The sequence below is a fragment of the Enterococcus sp. AZ163 genome (assembly GCF_050498925.1).
Classification (GTDB): domain Bacteria; phylum Bacillota; class Bacilli; order Lactobacillales; family Enterococcaceae; genus Enterococcus_A; species Enterococcus_A ferrettii.
Genome location: NZ_JBIPAO010000001.1, coordinates 3323701 through 3341243 on the forward strand (window position 1 = coordinate 3323701; position 17543 = coordinate 3341243).

The window sequence follows — 17543 nt, forward strand, 5'->3', positions numbered from 1 at the left end:
TCTATCCTCCTATACTAAATTGGTTACTATTAAGATAAGGATCTTCTAAATCATTCATGGAATACTTAGACTCTAACTCTGTAAAGACGCCCTTAGGTAAAGAGAACCGTACAGTCTGTTCACAGATCAATTCAAAATATGGGTCAAAAATATGTTTTCGTTTTAACTCTTGGTGTACCCTAATACTTAAGTCTACTCCTAGAATTTGATCACTTAACGCTAGGTCAAAACCGTTAAGTTGCTGAAAGTCACTTTTAGCAATGATCAGACAATCTTCAGTAGTAGTATAAATTTCTCTAGGCAATGTCGGACGGAAATATGTTCCAATTGTTTTGTTGGATAACCCTTGCTGTTCATAGTAAATCGTTTGCTCATTCGGCTTAATGAGTACCCCACAATTCAATATCGCGTCCTGAGTACTGATAACTTTACCTGAAACAAGTCCTATTTCAGGCAAACGAATAAAATTCATAGCTTCATTTAACCAATTTTTTGAGGATGGATACTCATCCGGTGCCATAAACACTATATATTCACCTAAGGCAGCTTCAGCAAGCTCGTTTACGTTTTTAGCATCCACATATCGGATATGCTTGTCCTCTGTCGCTAGTTTATTTTCCTTAAAAAGCAATACTTCGTAATCTTGCCAACTTGTCATTTCCAGTAAATTAATGAGTACTTGCTTTTCTTTCAGGGGTTTCGTGTATACAATTGTTACCTTTCCATTTTTTTGATAAGTAAAGTCAACTTTATAAGCACCATAATTTTTCGTCATAGACACTTGGCCTGCCAAGCTACGACGCTCCAAAGCAGCTTCAATTGCTTTTTGACCAGCAATATAAGCGTATTCTTTACTCTGAGGATCCATAGCTACTGAGGTTTCAATTGTTCTCCAATGATACAAAATTCTAGGAATATGATGAATTTTTTGTGCTGCTTCTGTAGCTCGAAGAACAAAGTCATAATCTTGGCTTCCATTAAATTCTGTGCGTAAACCACCAATCTTTTCAATAATTGATCGTTTAACTACTACAAAATGAGTAATATAATTGTGCCCAAGAAGTAAGGTTTCGTTCCAATTAGATTTAAAGAATGGGTCAAAACGTTTACCACTCATCGATAATTTATCTTCATCTGTATAGATGAAGTCAATGTTGAAGTCCTCATTAATTGCCTTAACTACCTCTAAAAGAGCCGTTTCAGATAAAATATCATCGTTATCTAAAAATCCAATGTACTCTCCAGTTGCTACTTCTATTGCTGAGTTCGTTGCTTCAGAGATATGCCCATTCTGCTCACGAAAAACGATCTTAATTCTTTCATCAGTAGCACTTAACTCTTGTAGAAGTGGTTTGATATGTGCTTTAGGAGAAGCATCGTCTGCTAAACAAAGCTCCCAGTTCTTATAAATTTGATTAGTCAATGAGCCTACACAGGCACGTAACCATTTCTCATCTACGTTATAGACAGGAACAACTAATGATATTTTGGGTTCAAAATCTAACTGCTGTGTTTCTTGCAATAGTCTTTCCTTAAAGCCAATTTCATCTTTTTCAATCCATACTTCATAATTTGCACTGATTGATTTTCGATATTGATAATTCTTATAAGCTTGTGACACACCTTCACGTTTTACTGAACCTAAAATACGACGTACCTTTTTTACAAATGGTGTACTAGTTTCTTTAGGCATGCTCACGACTAATGGAAATACCTCATAATTGGCAGATACTAACAGTAAGTTAATTGCATCTTCAATTTGCAGGTTTTCAATTGTCAAGATAAAACCATACTTTTCATCTAACGGAAGGGTAAAGGTCTCATTTACATCCGGTCTTAATAAGCGAGTTACTTGATAATCATTAATCTTCTCAGCCAACAAAAATTCTAACTGCTTTTGATCGCTTAGCGAGAATCCCCACCCCTTGATAATGACCTGTTTATCCATTTCATTGTTTTCCACGGTTTCGATGTTTATACGAATATCTTGTAGATATTCTTCCGGCCTTTTATAAGGGATTCGTGACAGTTGATATTCAAACTCGTTATAGTAAGTCAACTTAAGATTAAGTAATCGCTGTATTTTTTTAGTTTCGTACAAATCATTGAATAATTCTTGATCTACTGATGAGCCTTGCTCTTCATCAATAACTTCTACTGATAGAGTATATTCTTTACCAGCAATGTCTTCACCTGAAACAGTGACGTATGGTTCTTCCGAGATATGATTAAACATAAAAATATCATCCTTGAACCAATTGGCATTTGTTTCCTTGATGGTCAACAATCGATTTTCGCAAACAACCGATAATTTTACATTCGCTGGGAGTCTTCCAATAACAATTCTAAGACTTTCTGTAGCCTCAGGCGCCTTATGAGTAGTTATTTTGTTTTCTCCATTGCTATTATTTAATATAAAAGGCTCCATTTCAAAAGAGTCTGCAATTAAATAAGCTAATTGGATTTGTTTATTGTAATTTGAATTAGCAGGAATTTTGCGTTCAGGGACAGTAACTGCTTCTTTTCTCAAGGCAAAAAAATACTGATATACTTCACCAAAAGGACGGTTCTTAAATGAATAGCGCACCGGTGTTGGCAATTGATCATAGGATGTCTCAATTTCATTTTGTCCTACTTGAGCATAGGTATAGTCTTCCCTTCTCACATGTAAATCCAATCGGTTAAATAAATCGTAAAAACCATTTTGTGTATAAAAGCTGTTGTGTGTCCTATCTAACAGACCATATTGTTTCCAATCCAATTTGTTATTAAACAAATCAATAAGAACAGAATTATGAGCAATATTAGGAAAAGTAATCAAGATTTCCCCATCTTTAGCCAAAAAATGCCGTGCTTGACGTAATGCTTCTTCAGAATTCGTCAGGTGTTCTAGAACATCCGCAAAAATAATGTAGTCAAATTTTTGCCCTGCAAAATAATCTACCCATTTGTATTCCTCAATGTTACCCAAAAAACCATTTTGAGCAACACTCATTACATGATCGTATAAGACTGTATCAAATTCTACAATTGATACTTCGCATTTTTTTTCATGGATTAAATAATTTGTCATTCGACCATTACCAGGTCCAAATTCTAGAACACGACTGTTTTCATTTATCTGGCTGATTATTTTTCCTACACTGGTCTGCTCATCGAGAGATAGATCAAAATCATATTTCATGGTTATATTCTTTCCTTCCATGTGTGATCTAAAACAACAATACCTTCACCCACATATTTACCTGTAATAAACATCGTTAAGTAACGTGTTTTATAAACCAAGGGGACTGTTGCATTTTCTTCAAAAACAGCAACATCAAAATAATATTCTCCACCTAACAAAGCCATCTTTTCATACTCTAAATAATAAACATTCTCACCCTTTTTCCAGGGAATATTTTCTTCATCTAATAGCGTATTTAAACCACAAACATATTGGTTGTCTACAGTGCGAATAGCTACACCTAGAACGGGGCGCTTAATAGAATCATCTTTTACATAATATTTTACTTTAACAACTACCTTACTATCCTGCTCTACAATTTCTAATGGATTCAAATCTCCATTTAGCAATTCTGCAGATTTCACCTCTACAATATCATACGCCGAAAACTCTTCAGAAGAGGAAGCATCACGATCAATACTTTTCAAAGACTTTTTCTTCAAAAAGTTTTCGTATTCTTCCGTTATTTCCATTGTATCGCCTTCAGCACGTATCACACCATCTTTTAACCAGTATACGCGGTCACAAAAACGACGTACTGCATTTACGTCATGAGATACAAATAAAACTGTTTTTCCAGCATTACGAAACTCAGTAAATTTCTCCATACACTTTAACTGAAACTCTAAATCCCCTACAGCTAGCGCTTCGTCAACAATCAATATATCTGGATCAACATTTATCGCTACAGCAAAAGCCAATCTAACAAACATCCCACTTGAATAAGTTTTTACTGGTTGATATAAATGATCTCCAATATCAGCAAAGCTAATAATATCATCTACTTTACTTTCCATTTCTTCACGTGAAAAACCTAGAACCATTCCGTTAAGAAAAATATTTTCATATCCACTGTATTCAGGATTAAACCCTGAACCTAATTCTAGTAACGCAGAGATATTTCCTTTGATATTAATCTCACCATCAGAGGGTGACAGTACTCCAGTGATTATTTTTAAAATAGTAGATTTTCCAGACCCGTTCTCCCCAATAAAACCAATCATTTCTCCTTTTTTTACGTCAACATTTACGTCGTTTAACGCATAAAATACTTCATGGTAGGTCTTTCTACTAGGACTCAAAGCCTCTTTCAAACGATCAGAGGGTTTCTGATACATATCGTACTTTTTGGTTAAATGTTTTATTTGAATAACTGTTTCCGTCATAGGTTTTATCTCCTTATAATACATCAGAAAAATGTGGTTTCAGGCGTTTGAATACCACACTGCCGATAACTAATAAAATTAAAGTAATTATCCAAAAGTAAACGGATAGTAAAGGTTTTTCCCAGAACCATTGTTCACTAAAAAAGGCATCCCGATATCCTTGAACAACATAGAACATCGGATTCAATTTCAAAATAAATTGAATTGTTGGATGTGCCTGAAATTGGTTAATACTCCACAATACGGGGGTTCCCCACATCAAGGCCTGCATAATTACTCCGATAAATTGATTGATGTCTGGAAAAAAAGGTTGAATGGACGAAGTAATCCACGTAAGGCCTGTCAAAAACATCATCATGCAGAAAAGATAATAAAAAATTTGCAAAGTATATAAACTAGGCATTGCTTGATTAAAGATCGCCACAATAAAAGCAATTACAATAAAAAAAGCATGCATGTAAAGATTGGAGAATAATTTTACGCTTGGCAATATTCGAATGTTAAATACAACTTTTTTTACTAGATAGCTGTACTCGCGGAAAACATTCGTTGCAGCACCTAATACTTCAGAAAAGTAAAGCCAAGGAACTAAACCAGTCAAAAGAAAAACTATAAATGGATACTTACCATCGGTCATCGCGGCTTTAAAACCCACTCCAAAAACAAACCAATAAGTCAGCACCATGACAATTGGATTAGCGAAGGCCCAAAAAATTCCAAACGCTGAACCAGCATATCTTGCCTTAAAATCATTCACTGAAAATTGTTTCAGGAGTACTCGGTTACTATAAATCTCTTTAAAGAAACTAATCAAATCTTTAATCATTGTATTTCCCTTCATTACACTAGATTTTCTATTTATTTAGATACACAATTGAACGAGTATCATTAAGTTGATTAACGGTATTATTCTACAGAATTCAAAGTTTAAAAGCAAGTTTACCTAAAGGAATAAGCTTAGATATTTGAAATATCTAAGCTTATTCTTAAGATTATTTATGACGTGAGCTACGACTTCTAGTTTGTTCATTAATCACATCATAGTATTCTTGATAATCATAGTAATCATCATACTCGTATTCTTCATCTTCAAGTGTTTGTTGACCAGCAAAACCTAATAAACTGAACGTTAAGGGGATCCAGAAACCAGCATTGAGCGTATCCTCCATGACAGATTGAAGTAAAATTCCGAAAAAAGCAATCAGAAAACTATAACGAGCAACCACAAAATCTTTTTTTAAGATAATTGACCAGACATTATACAAAATAAATAGACAGACCAAAATTAAGCCAATAATACCGTACTGTCCTAGAATTGAGTTATAGCTGTTGTGGTAGCCTAAAACTTCACTTCCCCTATGATAAGTAAAAGGATACATACCGACTAAAACCTGCTGACCTGTTTCAAATAATTTTTCGTAAAACTCCCGCCAAATCTCTTCCCTGCCTGTAAAAATATTGACTTCATCAGAAAAAGCAACAAAATAGGATATTGGAAAAATTGCGGTTAGAAAAATGGTATATGCTCCACCGTAAAAATATTTTAATTTTTCTTTAATATTCTCTGGGAATACATCCAAAAAGACAAAGCAGACCATTGCCACAAAAGAAGCTTTTGATTGGACTACCCAAGTACCCACCAATCCTGACAAATAAATTGGATAAATAACCCAATCACTCCATCCTGTTCTTAAAGACTTAAACAGGCAGGCTGACAATAAACTGGCTGTCATAACCGATGCACCTATTGTGTTCGTGTTAATCCAGATTTCTTTCAGTTTATTAGTTGGTGCCCAGATAGAATCCCCATCGACTGGGGGTGGCATCTCCGTAAAAATACGATACATTGTAATCAATAATATCAGTAATAGAATGCTTGCAAGTAAGGTACGAATCCACTTATTGAAGTATACAATTTTAAAATCGATAACTACTACTATGATTAAAGCAGGTATCACATTTTGAAAAAAACCAGCACCTCGTAAATCAGAAAACAGAGAATAAAAAGGAACGCTCGCTACTGCTAGTATTACCCAAAACCAATCAGCAATACTTAAACGATAAATATTCAAAAGTAATACGAAAATTGCACCATATGTTACATAACGAACCATTGCAGTATAGAGGTCTAGCATCGGTTGAGTACCAATACCTCGCGTCCAGAGAAAGTAGCACGCACAAATCATTACAAAAAGAATGAAAAGGCTTATGGTATTTAAAATATTTGTATCGTTATCTCGCATTTTTCTCTCCTCTTAAATCTGCTATTGGTAGTAACTGTATGGATTTACAGGTGAATTATTTTCAGCCGGGTTAGGTAAGATTGGATCTGGTTCAGGAGTAGCTGACGGGTCTTCTGTATTTGTGCCTTCTGAATCTTCAGGGAAACTCACTTCAAAAATCTGCCATTTGCCCTTTTCTGGTCCGTAAATCCGAGTAAAATGAGCAAAATTAAATACATTGTAATCCTCTAAAGACCTTTTGCTAACTACATATTTGACACCAAGCTCTTTGATAGGATCGAAATTAATGTTCACCACAAAGGCATCTGGATTAGTTAGAGTAAACTTGGTATCCCCATTTGTAACATAAGCATCAATGTGGGAATATCGATTGTATATTTTTTCATTTTCTTTCTTCGGATCAATGTCTTTCCACATCTTAGCATCGGGGTAAAAACGAACAGTATTATAGGTCTTTACGCCCAATGCAGGCAAGAAATTGTATAAACGATTTTCGGCTATCCAAAGTTGTCCAGGATCTTCTTGATTCTGTTTCATTATAGCTTTAGCTAAAGTTTTTTCATAAATTGCTCCTGTTCCATGAACAACGGGATTAACAAAGAAACCACTAGCAATCGTACATAACAACATCAATGTAATAGCTATTTTCTTTTTTAAAGATAAAATAAACCAAATAATCAGCGCAATAACTAATGCTGTTAGAATCAGGTCAAGTTGATTGAAATAGTCCATGATTGCAGAGTTATTCACAACAATATAAATGGATACTCCAGAAAAAAGGACAATAATTCCTCTCAACCAACGAGGCAGTCTTTTTTGTTCAAAAATAAAGCCTATAAACCAAATTGTTAGTAATAATGCTATAAAGTCAAATGTAAAAATAGCTCTAGTTGTTGGAACGTAAGACAAAAGTGTCAATTTTGCTAGACTTTCAGGCAGTCCGAAAACCATAAAAACTAATAAAAGTATTGAGGAGATCAAAAGATTTAAGCCTAAATAATTTTCTTTTCTTAATTCCTTTTTCATAAAAGCAATAAGCATGAACGGGACTACTAATATATATAAGTTGAAGAAACCCGCTACTTCAGCCTCATTAGCTATATCAATACCATTAGAAAAAGGGGTTTTCCAGTTTGTTAGAAATAGCAGCATTTGCCACAGTCCTAAGCCACCACCAGTTGATACACGCCTACCAGGGTAGAGAGTATTCATGGTAGCTTCCAACGCATCTTTGGACTCCTGATAAAAATGAAATAAAACATAACCAATAAACAGTAATGCCCCTATAATTAAGACTATATCTAATTTATCCCAATCAATTCTTTTACGATAATGGATCAAAAGACCTATAAACCAGAATAAAATGAAGTAAGCTAAAACTACCTGATGAGCCGGATATAAAACTAAAACAAATCCAATTCCAAATATTACCACTAACAACATCATTAAACTTCGCAAAATCTTTTTATCATGATTAGCAAAATAATGATAAAAAGCAACCATTAAACCTAAAGTAAAGAAAATAAGGTCGCCTACATGTTGCATAAACCACCATTGAACAGCGGGAGAAAAAGTAATCATAAGTGAACCTAGTAAAGAAACGTACTTATTCTTTTTAGTCAAAATCATAGAGAGTTCAAAGCCCAAAAGAATCATGCAAATTATTTTAAAGCCCCAATAAAAAGAAAGTGCTCGATCTTTATCTAGAAAAAAGAACCCCCAATTAAAAGGCTTACCAATTTGTGTAATATCTTTTACAGGAGAATTATAGGCAATAATCATATTCTGACCAGATATCCCATAATTCTTATTTAGTACTGGAAAATTATCCTCAGCCTGAGATAAATAAAAAGGTGTCTGAACCATCCATTCATCAGAACGAATGGCTCGGCTTTGACCAAAAATTACATCTGACTTTTTTCCATCATCTCTTTGAAAAACAGTGTTGTCCCACTCACCAATTGAGCTGCCATTTAAGTTAAAAGCAACGATTAGAATAAGAAAAATTAGTCCAATTATATATCGAAATCGAACAATAAAGTTGACCACTTTTGTCTGGGGGCCTTCTTTTTTCTCTCTCACTCTTTCTCTACTTCTTTGTTGTAACCTTGTCTCCATTTTTTTCCCCCGAAATCATTTTGTACTGTGATAAGGTTTTTCCAGCATAGGGGAAAAGCCCTCTGAAAATTTGTTTCATACTGCGTAATAATAACTGCTTTTTGTACTCCGTAAACATTTCAGCCGCATAGTCCTTATAAAATCGACTTTCAGCATTTAATATTTGTTGATATCTTGCTGTATTCATACTGTTTCTGTAATCAAGAACTGATAACTGATGATGTAAAGCGCCTGATAAAATCTTTATTTGCTTTTTCTCTTGGAATATTCTCCAACAAAGCCAGTGGTCTAAATAGTCCATCGAGAAAATTTCGTTGTAGCCACCAATTGCTTGTAAGAAATCTAGTGAAATCACAGCCGCTGAATTAATTACCATGATCTGATTATAATATATTTTTCCTCCCCTTGGCAGGAAGGTATGTAAGGGACGCAGTGTATTACTTTGTACAGGTGAAATTTGTTTCTCTTTATCATAGATAACTGGCGCAATAATCGCAATATTTTTATCAGCTTGATTGATCCCATCTGCAACGGTAGAAAAATAATCATTGGTCAAACTAGTATCTTGGTCTAAAGTAATTAACCAATGGCACCCCTTTGAAAGACTTTTCGGCCATACATAATTATAAGCCTTTGCTAAACCTTGATTTCCTTCAGCAAAATGATAAACAAACCGTTCATCTGTAAAAACGGGATTATCTTCCGATACACTATTATCAAACACAATAACTTGTCGTAATTCAGGCAATTCATTAGAAGTAAGGATTTGCTGCAGAGTTTGTATTGTTGGGGACTCAGATGCTTTTATTTGATACAACACAATGACAATATCATACAAATCCTTTTCCTCTTTTCTATTTTATTTTTCTAGCTTTAGAAAATGCTCTAGAGCTTCTTGCCAAGTAGGAATAGCAAAACCTAATTCTTTCGCTTTACTTAGATCCATAACTGAGTATTGTGGACGTTTTGCTTTCTGAGGATATTCTTCAGAAGTAACTGGCAAAACTTCTACATCCGTATCTTTTAGAATCTCTTTGGCAAACTCGAACCATGAACAACTATTTTCGTTAGATAAATGGTAAACACCAAATGGTGCTCCATTTTCAATTACAAAAGTCATAAACTCAGCCAAAGTACGAGTCCAAGTTGGTCTACCATACTGGTCATTTACTACTGTCAGCTGTTTATGAGTTTCTGCTAACCGTTGCATCGTGTAAACAAAATTATGTCCGTAGATGCCAAATACCCAAGAGGTACGGATAATGTAATAATCTTCCATAACTTCCTGAACGGCTTGCTCACCTAGCAGTTTTGTACGCCCGTACTCACTTTGCGGATTAGTTGTATCATCCACTTGGTACATATCGTCTTTTCTTGTACCATCGAATACATAGTCAGTACTAATATACACTAATTTGGAACCTGCAGCTTTAGCTGCTTTAGCCACATTACGAGTGCCCTCTACATTGATTTTTTCATCTAGTTCTTTACCTTCATCTTCAGCTTTATCAACTGCTGTATAGGCTGCACAATGATAAATTAATTCTGGCTTCAAGTCAGTTATATATTCCATGGTTTTCTCAGCATCTGTAATATCTAAAACATCTGCATCTGTTGAAATATAATCCCAACCTTTTTCATCTAACAGTTTTCTTAACTCAGTTCCTAATTGTCCGTTACCACCTGTTAATAAGATCATTGTGTATCTCTCCTTTTCTCAAAAAAAGGCAGGTTTCCCTGCCTATAGAATTATTGACCGTTTTTTTCATAATTAGCTTCAACAGCTTGTTTTTCTGCTTCCCACCAATCACGATTATCTTTATACCAACGAATAGTATCTGCCAATCCGTCACGGAAATTGGTGAATTCCGGGTTCCAGTCCAATTCTTGACGTAATTTTGTTGAATCAATCGCATAACGTAAGTCATGTCCGGGACGATCATTTACATGGTCGTAAGCATCATTAGGCTGGTCCATCAACTCTAAAATTAATTCCATCACAGATTTATTATCCTCTTCACCATTAGCACCAATCAGATAGGTTTCACCAATTTTGCCTTTAGTTAAAATAGCCCAAACAGCAGAAGAATGATCATTTGTATGAATCCAATCCCTTACGTTTTTACCATCACCATAGAGTTTAGGACGAATCCCACTCAAAACATTAGTGATCTGACGAGGAATAAATTTTTCAATGTGTTGATAAGGCCCATAGTTATTAGAACAATTAGAAATAGTTGCTTGTAAATTGAATGACCGAACCCATGCTTTCACTAACAAATCTGAGCCTGCCTTAGTTGAAGAATACGGGCTGGATGGATTATATGGAGTTTGATCCGTAAACTTCTCGCCCTCACCTTCACCGTGTCCAGGTAAATCTTCACGTAATGGCAAGTCGCCATAAACTTCATCAGTCGATACATGATGATAACGAACATCGTTTTTACGGCAAGCTTCAATTAAGGTATAGGTACCTATAATATTCGTCTGTACAAAAGGAAATGGATCCTTTAAAGAATTATCATTATGTGACTCAGCTGCATAGTGAACAACCGCATCTGTTTCTTGAACTAGTTCATTTACTAATTTGGCATCTGCGATATCTCCTACAACTAGTTTCACCTGTTCTTCAGGCAAACCCGCTAAATTTGCTCTATTGCCTGCGTAGGTTAATTTATCTAAAACAGTCACATGGACCTCCGGGTGATGTTTTACAACATAATGAACAAAATTAGAACCGATAAATCCAGCTCCGCCAGTAACAATTATCTTTTTCATGTGGTTGTCTCCTTAGATTTCACCGTAAATAAACGGATTTTCTGCTTCAAATTCTTTTAATGTTGGATGCTTTTGATCTTTTTCTGAAGTAATTGCTTTATCCATTGCCATGGGCCATTGAATGTTCAATCCAGGATCATTGAATGCAATTCCGCCATCAGCATCTGCGTCGTAGTAATTGTCGCATTTGTACAGAAAATTTACATCTGGTGTTAATGTCATAAATCCATGAGCATATCCCTTAGGAACCAACAATTGACGATGATTGTATTCGGATAAAATATATCCTTCCCATTCTCCATAAGTAGGGCTCCCCTTACGAATATCTACAATAACATCTAGTACAGCGCCTGTTATTACACGAATAAGTTTCGTCTGGGCGGACTTACCTTTTTGAAAATGCAGTCCTCTCAACACACCTGGTTGAGTAGACAATGAATGATTATCTTGCATGAAATCAGCTTCAATTCCAGCTTCTTTAAAATCTTTTTCTGAGTAACTTTCAGTAAAAAAACCGCGATGGTCGCCAAAAACAGCTGGTTCCACGATTTTTACATCCGTTAACTTAGTTTCAGTTACGACTAATTTTCCCATTAGGCTTCCTCTTTTGCTAAATGTAATAAATATTGTCCATATTGATTTTTCTTCAGTGGTTGTGCAAGTTCAACTAATTGTTCTTTCGTTATATATCCCATACGGAAAGCAATCTCTTCCAGACAAGCAACTTTCAGATTTTGACGTTTCTCAATAGTTGAAATAAACGTTGAAGCTTCCAATAAGGATTCATGCGTCCCCGTATCTAGCCAAGCAAAGCCACGACTCATTACCTCAACAGAAAGTTTGTTACGTTTCAAATATTCTCTGTTTACATCAGTGATTTCTAACTCACCACGATCAGACGGCTTAATGTTTTTAGCGATTTCTACTACATCATTATCATAAAAGTAAAGTCCAGTTACAGCATATTTGGATTTTGGTTTTTCTGGTTTTTCTTCAATGGAAACAGCCTGCATATTCTCATCAAACTCCACCACTCCAAAACGTTCAGGATCATTTACATGATAACCAAATACGGTTGCTCCATCTTCTTTCGCCGCAGTACGTTGCAACATACGAGATAAGCCATCCCCATAATAAATATTATCCCCTAACACTAAGCAAACACTATCTTCACCAATAAACTCTTCGCCAATAATAAATGCTTGAGCCAATCCATCAGGACTTTCTTGGACAGCATACTCAATATGAATTCCTAATTCTTCACCGGTGCCAAATAAATTTTCAAAACGTGGTGTATCCTGAGGCGTTGAAATGATTAAGATTTCTTTAATCCCTGCCAACATTAAAGTTGACATTGGATAGTAGATCATCGGTTTGTCATAAACGGGCATTAGTTGCTTAGATGTTGCTTTAGTTAATGGATACAGACGAGTGCCGCTCCCGCCCGCTAAAATAATTCCTTTCATATTTACGCTCCTAACTTTATCTATACATACGTTATTCATTATACATGATGTCTTCCTAAAGGAGGAAGTACTTTACGCTTTTTTTTTATTTTCTCTTAGCCTTTTTCTAACCAACTGCCAAGCTTTCCAGCGCCAAATAAATTGCTGAACTTTCGAAGCAGTTGTTTTGATTTCAGTAGTGTTCAACCCATGTCTCCGATAGTACACCAATTTATTTGGTATAAAAGCTACACCTTTTGTGTGATCAGCAAGCAATCCAATCCACATATCATGCATCGGTACCTCCTTAGGAATCGGTAAGATTAAATCTTTCAGTTCTTTTCTGAAAGCCATCCCAGCGCCTATGTAGCTGCTACGAAGCAAATTATGCCAGAATCCCGGTTTTGTATGCCGCATTGCCTGATAAGAGGGAACCAAAATTTGAAAATCATTATCAACAATGATTAAGTCAGAAATAACTACGGTTACTTCTGGGTGTTCTTGAAAATAAGCTCTCACCACTTCTATTTTATTTGTCTGCCAGAGGTCATCCTGATCGCACAAGAAAATTAGTTCCTTTTGTCCTAACCTAATAGCCTTTTCAAAATTCCCGATAACTCCAGGTTGCTCATTTTTGAAGAGTTGGATTCGTTGATCCTTTTTTTGGTAAGCTTGCAATAATTCCCAGGTACCATCTGTAGAAGAATTATCAGAAACAACTAGTTCATCATATTTACTTAGCTGTGGCAAGATACTATCTAGCTGTGCTTCGATAAAGGCTCTCCCATTGTATGTCGCCATACAAACAGAGACAGACAATCCATGTTTTTCGTGCATGTAATCCTCCTTAGAAAAATTGCCAACCCCATTTACTAAAATACTTTCTCATTGATTGCAGAAAGACTAGAAAAAGTTTCCGGCTTTTTACTGCCCCACGTTCGTATAAATGTATTACTTGAAATCTAGGCGTATACAAGATTTTATGTCCCGCAGCCTCCACCTTCTGGCAGAGATCGTTATCCTCAAAATACATGAAATAGCGTTCATCAAACCCCTCTACTGCTATAAACTTCAATACATCCACTACCATAAAACTACCGGAAATCATCCGAACATAACTGTCTTTCTCATCTGAAAGGTCTCGACATTCAAATTTAGCTAAGCGTTCATTAAACAATTTCTTCACGAAAGAAAAAGGGATGAAGCGCAACATATAATCAAAAACATCTAGTTTTTCACGGACTAAATACTGCGTAGAACCATCTTCATTTAAAATTTTAGGGGCTAATAACGCGACTTCTGGGTGTTCTTTTATTAAAGAAACCAAGCCAGTTAAAACATCCTGCTCTAAGATTATGTCGGGATTAAAAATGACTGCATACTCAGAAGGCTTGGGAAACAGATTAAAGTTATGACCAAAGCCAAAACCTTTGTTTTCTTTATGAAGAGTCACGTGAACAAATGGGTATTGCTGATAGTCCATTAATTTTTGCTGATACTTTGGATCGGAATGATTATCAAAAATCATAATGCGAACAGCTGGACTTTTACCTAATTTGTCAATTAATGTATCTAAACTTAAAAAAATTTTGTCACTATTGTGTGTAACAATGCTAATAGTGACAATCTCTGTATTTTTATTCATCAGATAGCTCATTTCTTAAAATATTTCTTGAGGACTTGCGAACGATATTCTTTGTTTCCGAAAAAACGAAAAGTCTTAGTAATAAAGCTGTACTTTTCACTGATTAATCCGATAAGTTCTAGTAGAAAGGTCAAAGCAAATCCCATAGCAATGATTAATACAATCGTTCCAATCCGACTAGTATAATTAATCAACAAAGCAGTAAACGAAAAAAGTGTCGCTATGGCATATATTGTTAACACAGCTCCGCGGTGACCAAACCCTAAATTCATTAACCGATGATGCAGATGCTGCTTATCAGCAGCAGAGATTGGTAACTTCTTTGCTTTACGTCGAACCATAGCAAAAAAAGTATCTGTTACCGGTACCCCTAAAATAATCAAAGGCGTAACCAAAGTAATAAATGTAACATTTTTAAGTCCTTGCAAAGATAATACAGCTATCATAAAACCTAGAAAGAGCGCCCCGGTATCTCCCAAATATATTTTTGCTGGATGAAAATTGTAAGGAAAAAAGCCCATAATACTAGCAACCAAACAAAAAATAGTCAGAGAAATATAGGTGGTGGAAGCATGAAGGAAGAAATAACCGATTACACCGATTGTTGTTAAACCGATAATAGAAACTCCTGCAGCCAAACCATCCAAACCATCAATCAAATTCACTGCATTTGTAATACCAAAAATCCAAAATATAGTTGCTGGCAAGCTGAGCCATCCAAGATCCACATGACCAATTACTGGAATAGTCAAAAAGCTGAAATGAATATCCGAGCCAAAATAAATAACCAAAGCCGCAATTAAAATCCCTAAACTCTTTTGTTTCGGATTCAACTCAAATTTATCATCTAATACACCAGTGATAACAATCACTGTTCCACCTATCAAAATAGGTAATAAATATGTATGTGGAATAACATGCCGAAAGAAAAAAAGTGTAGAGAAGGCAAAAGTAATGAATATAGGTAAACCACCTGCACTTGGCATGGGCACCCGATTGATTCGTCGTGCGTTTGGTTTATCAACCATCCCCGTTTGAACAGAAATAATTTTGAAAATAGGTGTTAAAACAACTGCCATTAAAAACGTCAGAAAATACTTGATAATCAATCCAAACGAAACTATCATTTTGCCATCCCACCTTTCTCAAAAAATATTATATCGAATTTCTTCTGCTTTACAACCATCTAAACAAAGGTTACCCAAGTTATTGGTCAGATTTATCACTTTTTGATGACTTTTTTTGGAAAAATTTTAAAAGCTTGTTAATCCTATTGCTTCCCTCACGAACCTCACGACCAGTGTGAAGTTCTTCAAGAGTAACATTAATGATTCCGCCAAAGATGACAATTGTTGCTGCAAAATTAAGCCACAACATTAGTACAATGAAACTCCCGATAATTTGATAACCGGAAATACTTCTAGCAAAAGTACTCGCATACAAACCAAACCCCTGTGCCAAAACCATCCAGCCCAAAGTAGCAAAAAAGGTACCAGGAAGTGTATATTTCCATCGAATGCGGGCATTGGGAATCACCATATAAATTGCACTTAAAATGATAAGCAAACCTAACAAAGTAACCGGCCAGCGTAGTCGAGTAAAAATATCAATATACGTGGTTGAAAAACCTAGCAAGGGTTGCAAGCTGTCCATAATCAGTTGCCCCACACTAAAGAATAAAGCAATAGCAATCACTGCCATCAACAAAACGCCTACCATTCCTACAGAAACGATTCGACTAATGACAAAATTCCCTCGATCTTCTACACCATATGCACGATTTAAGGCAGTTTGCAAGGCGTTAACCCCTTTACTGGAAGACCAGATTGCCGCTAACACAGAAATAGACAATAAGCTCCCAGAGTTATTAGAAAGCAAACTTTCGATCGCCGGTTTTAAAAATTCATAAATTTCTTTAGGAATAATCTCTCGAACATAAGGTAAAACCGTTTCGGGAGTAACACTCAAATAAGGAAGCAAATTTCCGATAACAATAAGTAGTGGAAAAAAAGATAGCAATAAATAATAGGCGACTACAACAGAGCGGTCGCCTATTTCAGTTTCTTTCACGTGGGTTTGGATAGATTCAATCAGACGCATCAATTTTTCATTGCTTTTTATTTTTTCTAGCATAGTGTTTCCTTTTCTAATAAGTTCCTTCTTCCCCTTGAGAAGTTAGTAATTTAGGTCCTTCTTTTGTAATCGCTAAGGTATGTTCATATTGGCAGCTCCAACCACCATCACGAGTATACGCGGTCCAACCATTCGGATCCATTTTCATTTGCCAATCACCTGTGTTGATCATTGGTTCGATTGTAATAACCATACCTTCCCTTAAGCGAAGACCTTTGCCAGCTTCACCATAGTGAGGAATTGCAGGTTCTTCATGGATAGTTGGTCCAATACCATGACCAACAAAATCGCGTACGACCGAAAACCCTTCACCTTCTGCATATGTTTGGATAGCGTGCCCAATGTCACCTATGCGATTACCCACCTGAGCCTGTTCGATACCAATATACAAAGACTTTTTAGTAACTTCCATCAATCGTTGAATTTCAGGAGAAGCCTCACCAACAGCGTAAGACCAGCAAGAGTCGGACATTGCACCTTTGTATTCTACACACATGTCTACCTTGATCAGATCACCATTTTTCAAAGGCTTCTTTCGAGGAAAACCGTGACAAATTTCATCATTAATACTGCAACAAGTCGCATATTTATATCCTTCAAAACCAATTTGAGCGGCCTTGCCACCATGACTTTCAATAAACTTCCGAACAAAAACTTCAATATCCCAGCTAGAAATACCTGGTTTAATAAATGTACGTAAATGTCGATGAACATCCGCTAACAATTCGCCTGACTCGTTCATCATTTCAATTTCTCTCGGTGATTTTAATGTGATCATGTTCTCGTCTC

Annotated in this window: 15 protein-coding genes; all 15 read right to left on the reverse strand. The window is 35.7% G+C overall.

Annotation, left to right across the window (positions count from 1 at the left end):
* Window position 1: 1 nt before the first annotated feature.
* A complete protein-coding gene (locus tag IGI46_RS15980; protein WP_429973826.1) occupies window positions 2–3205 on the reverse strand; it encodes a glycosyltransferase in 3204 nt (1067 codons plus the stop codon).
* On the reverse strand, window positions 3187–4392 hold the full coding sequence (locus IGI46_RS15985) for an ABC transporter ATP-binding protein (protein WP_429963991.1): 1206 nt from the start codon (window positions 4390–4392) through the stop codon (window positions 3187–3189). Before IGI46_RS15985 ends, IGI46_RS15980 begins: the two co-directional genes overlap by 19 nt.
* Window positions 4393–4405: 13 nt before the next feature.
* Entirely contained in the window at window positions 4406–5218 is an 813-nt protein-coding gene (locus IGI46_RS15990; RefSeq protein ID WP_207705065.1) for an ABC transporter permease, read from the reverse strand.
* 166 nt (window positions 5219–5384) lie between these two features.
* A complete protein-coding gene (locus tag IGI46_RS15995) occupies window positions 5385–6635 on the reverse strand; it encodes an EpaQ family protein (RefSeq protein ID WP_429973827.1) in 1251 nt (416 codons plus the stop codon).
* A 21-nt stretch (window positions 6636–6656) separates the two neighbouring features.
* Window positions 6657–8753: a DUF7657 domain-containing protein gene (locus tag IGI46_RS16000; RefSeq protein ID WP_429973828.1), complete on the reverse strand. Its 2097-nt coding sequence runs from the start codon at window positions 8751–8753 to the stop codon at window positions 6657–6659.
* Window positions 8725–9591 carry a glycosyltransferase gene (locus tag IGI46_RS16005; protein ID WP_429973829.1) on the reverse strand — a complete coding sequence of 289 codons (867 nt, stop codon included), beginning with the start codon at window positions 9589–9591 and terminating at the stop codon, window positions 8725–8727. The genes IGI46_RS16000 and IGI46_RS16005 overlap by 29 nt, the downstream gene beginning before the upstream one ends.
* A 21-nt stretch (window positions 9592–9612) precedes the next feature.
* On the reverse strand, window positions 9613–10452 hold the full coding sequence (rfbD, locus tag IGI46_RS16010) for a dTDP-4-dehydrorhamnose reductase (RefSeq protein WP_429973830.1): 840 nt from the start codon (window positions 10450–10452) through the stop codon (window positions 9613–9615).
* A 50-nt stretch (window positions 10453–10502) separates the two neighbouring features.
* On the reverse strand, window positions 10503–11531 hold the full coding sequence (gene rfbB / locus IGI46_RS16015) for a dTDP-glucose 4,6-dehydratase (RefSeq protein ID WP_429973831.1): 1029 nt from the start codon (window positions 11529–11531) through the stop codon (window positions 10503–10505).
* A gap of 12 nt (window positions 11532–11543) precedes the next feature.
* On the reverse strand, window positions 11544–12125 hold the full coding sequence (gene rfbC, locus IGI46_RS16020; protein WP_429973832.1) for a dTDP-4-dehydrorhamnose 3,5-epimerase: 582 nt from the start codon (window positions 12123–12125) through the stop codon (window positions 11544–11546).
* Window positions 12125–12997 (reverse strand): glucose-1-phosphate thymidylyltransferase RfbA, encoded by an 873-nt coding sequence (rfbA, locus tag IGI46_RS16025; protein WP_429963998.1) that lies wholly within the window; start codon window positions 12995–12997, stop codon window positions 12125–12127. The genes rfbC and rfbA overlap by 1 nt, the downstream gene beginning before the upstream one ends.
* Window positions 12998–13069: 72 nt before the next feature.
* The gene (locus tag IGI46_RS16030) at window positions 13070–13813 is read right to left on the reverse strand and encodes a glycosyltransferase family 2 protein (protein ID WP_429963999.1); all 744 of its coding nucleotides are present in this window, start codon (window positions 13811–13813) and stop codon (window positions 13070–13072) included.
* A gap of 10 nt (window positions 13814–13823) precedes the next feature.
* Entirely contained in the window at window positions 13824–14621 is a 798-nt protein-coding gene (locus IGI46_RS16035) for a glycosyltransferase (RefSeq protein WP_429973833.1), read from the reverse strand.
* Window positions 14622–14629: 8 nt separating this feature from the next.
* The gene (locus IGI46_RS16040; protein ID WP_429964001.1) at window positions 14630–15748 is read right to left on the reverse strand and encodes an MraY family glycosyltransferase; all 1119 of its coding nucleotides are present in this window, start codon (window positions 15746–15748) and stop codon (window positions 14630–14632) included.
* Window positions 15749–15827: 79 nt separating this feature from the next.
* Window positions 15828–16754 carry a YihY/virulence factor BrkB family protein gene (locus tag IGI46_RS16045; RefSeq protein ID WP_207705054.1) on the reverse strand — a complete coding sequence of 309 codons (927 nt, stop codon included), beginning with the start codon at window positions 16752–16754 and terminating at the stop codon, window positions 15828–15830.
* 13 nt (window positions 16755–16767) lie between these two features.
* On the reverse strand, window positions 16768–17532 hold the full coding sequence (gene map / locus IGI46_RS16050) for a type I methionyl aminopeptidase (protein WP_429964002.1): 765 nt from the start codon (window positions 17530–17532) through the stop codon (window positions 16768–16770).
* Between the last annotated feature and the right edge of the window lie 11 nt (window positions 17533–17543).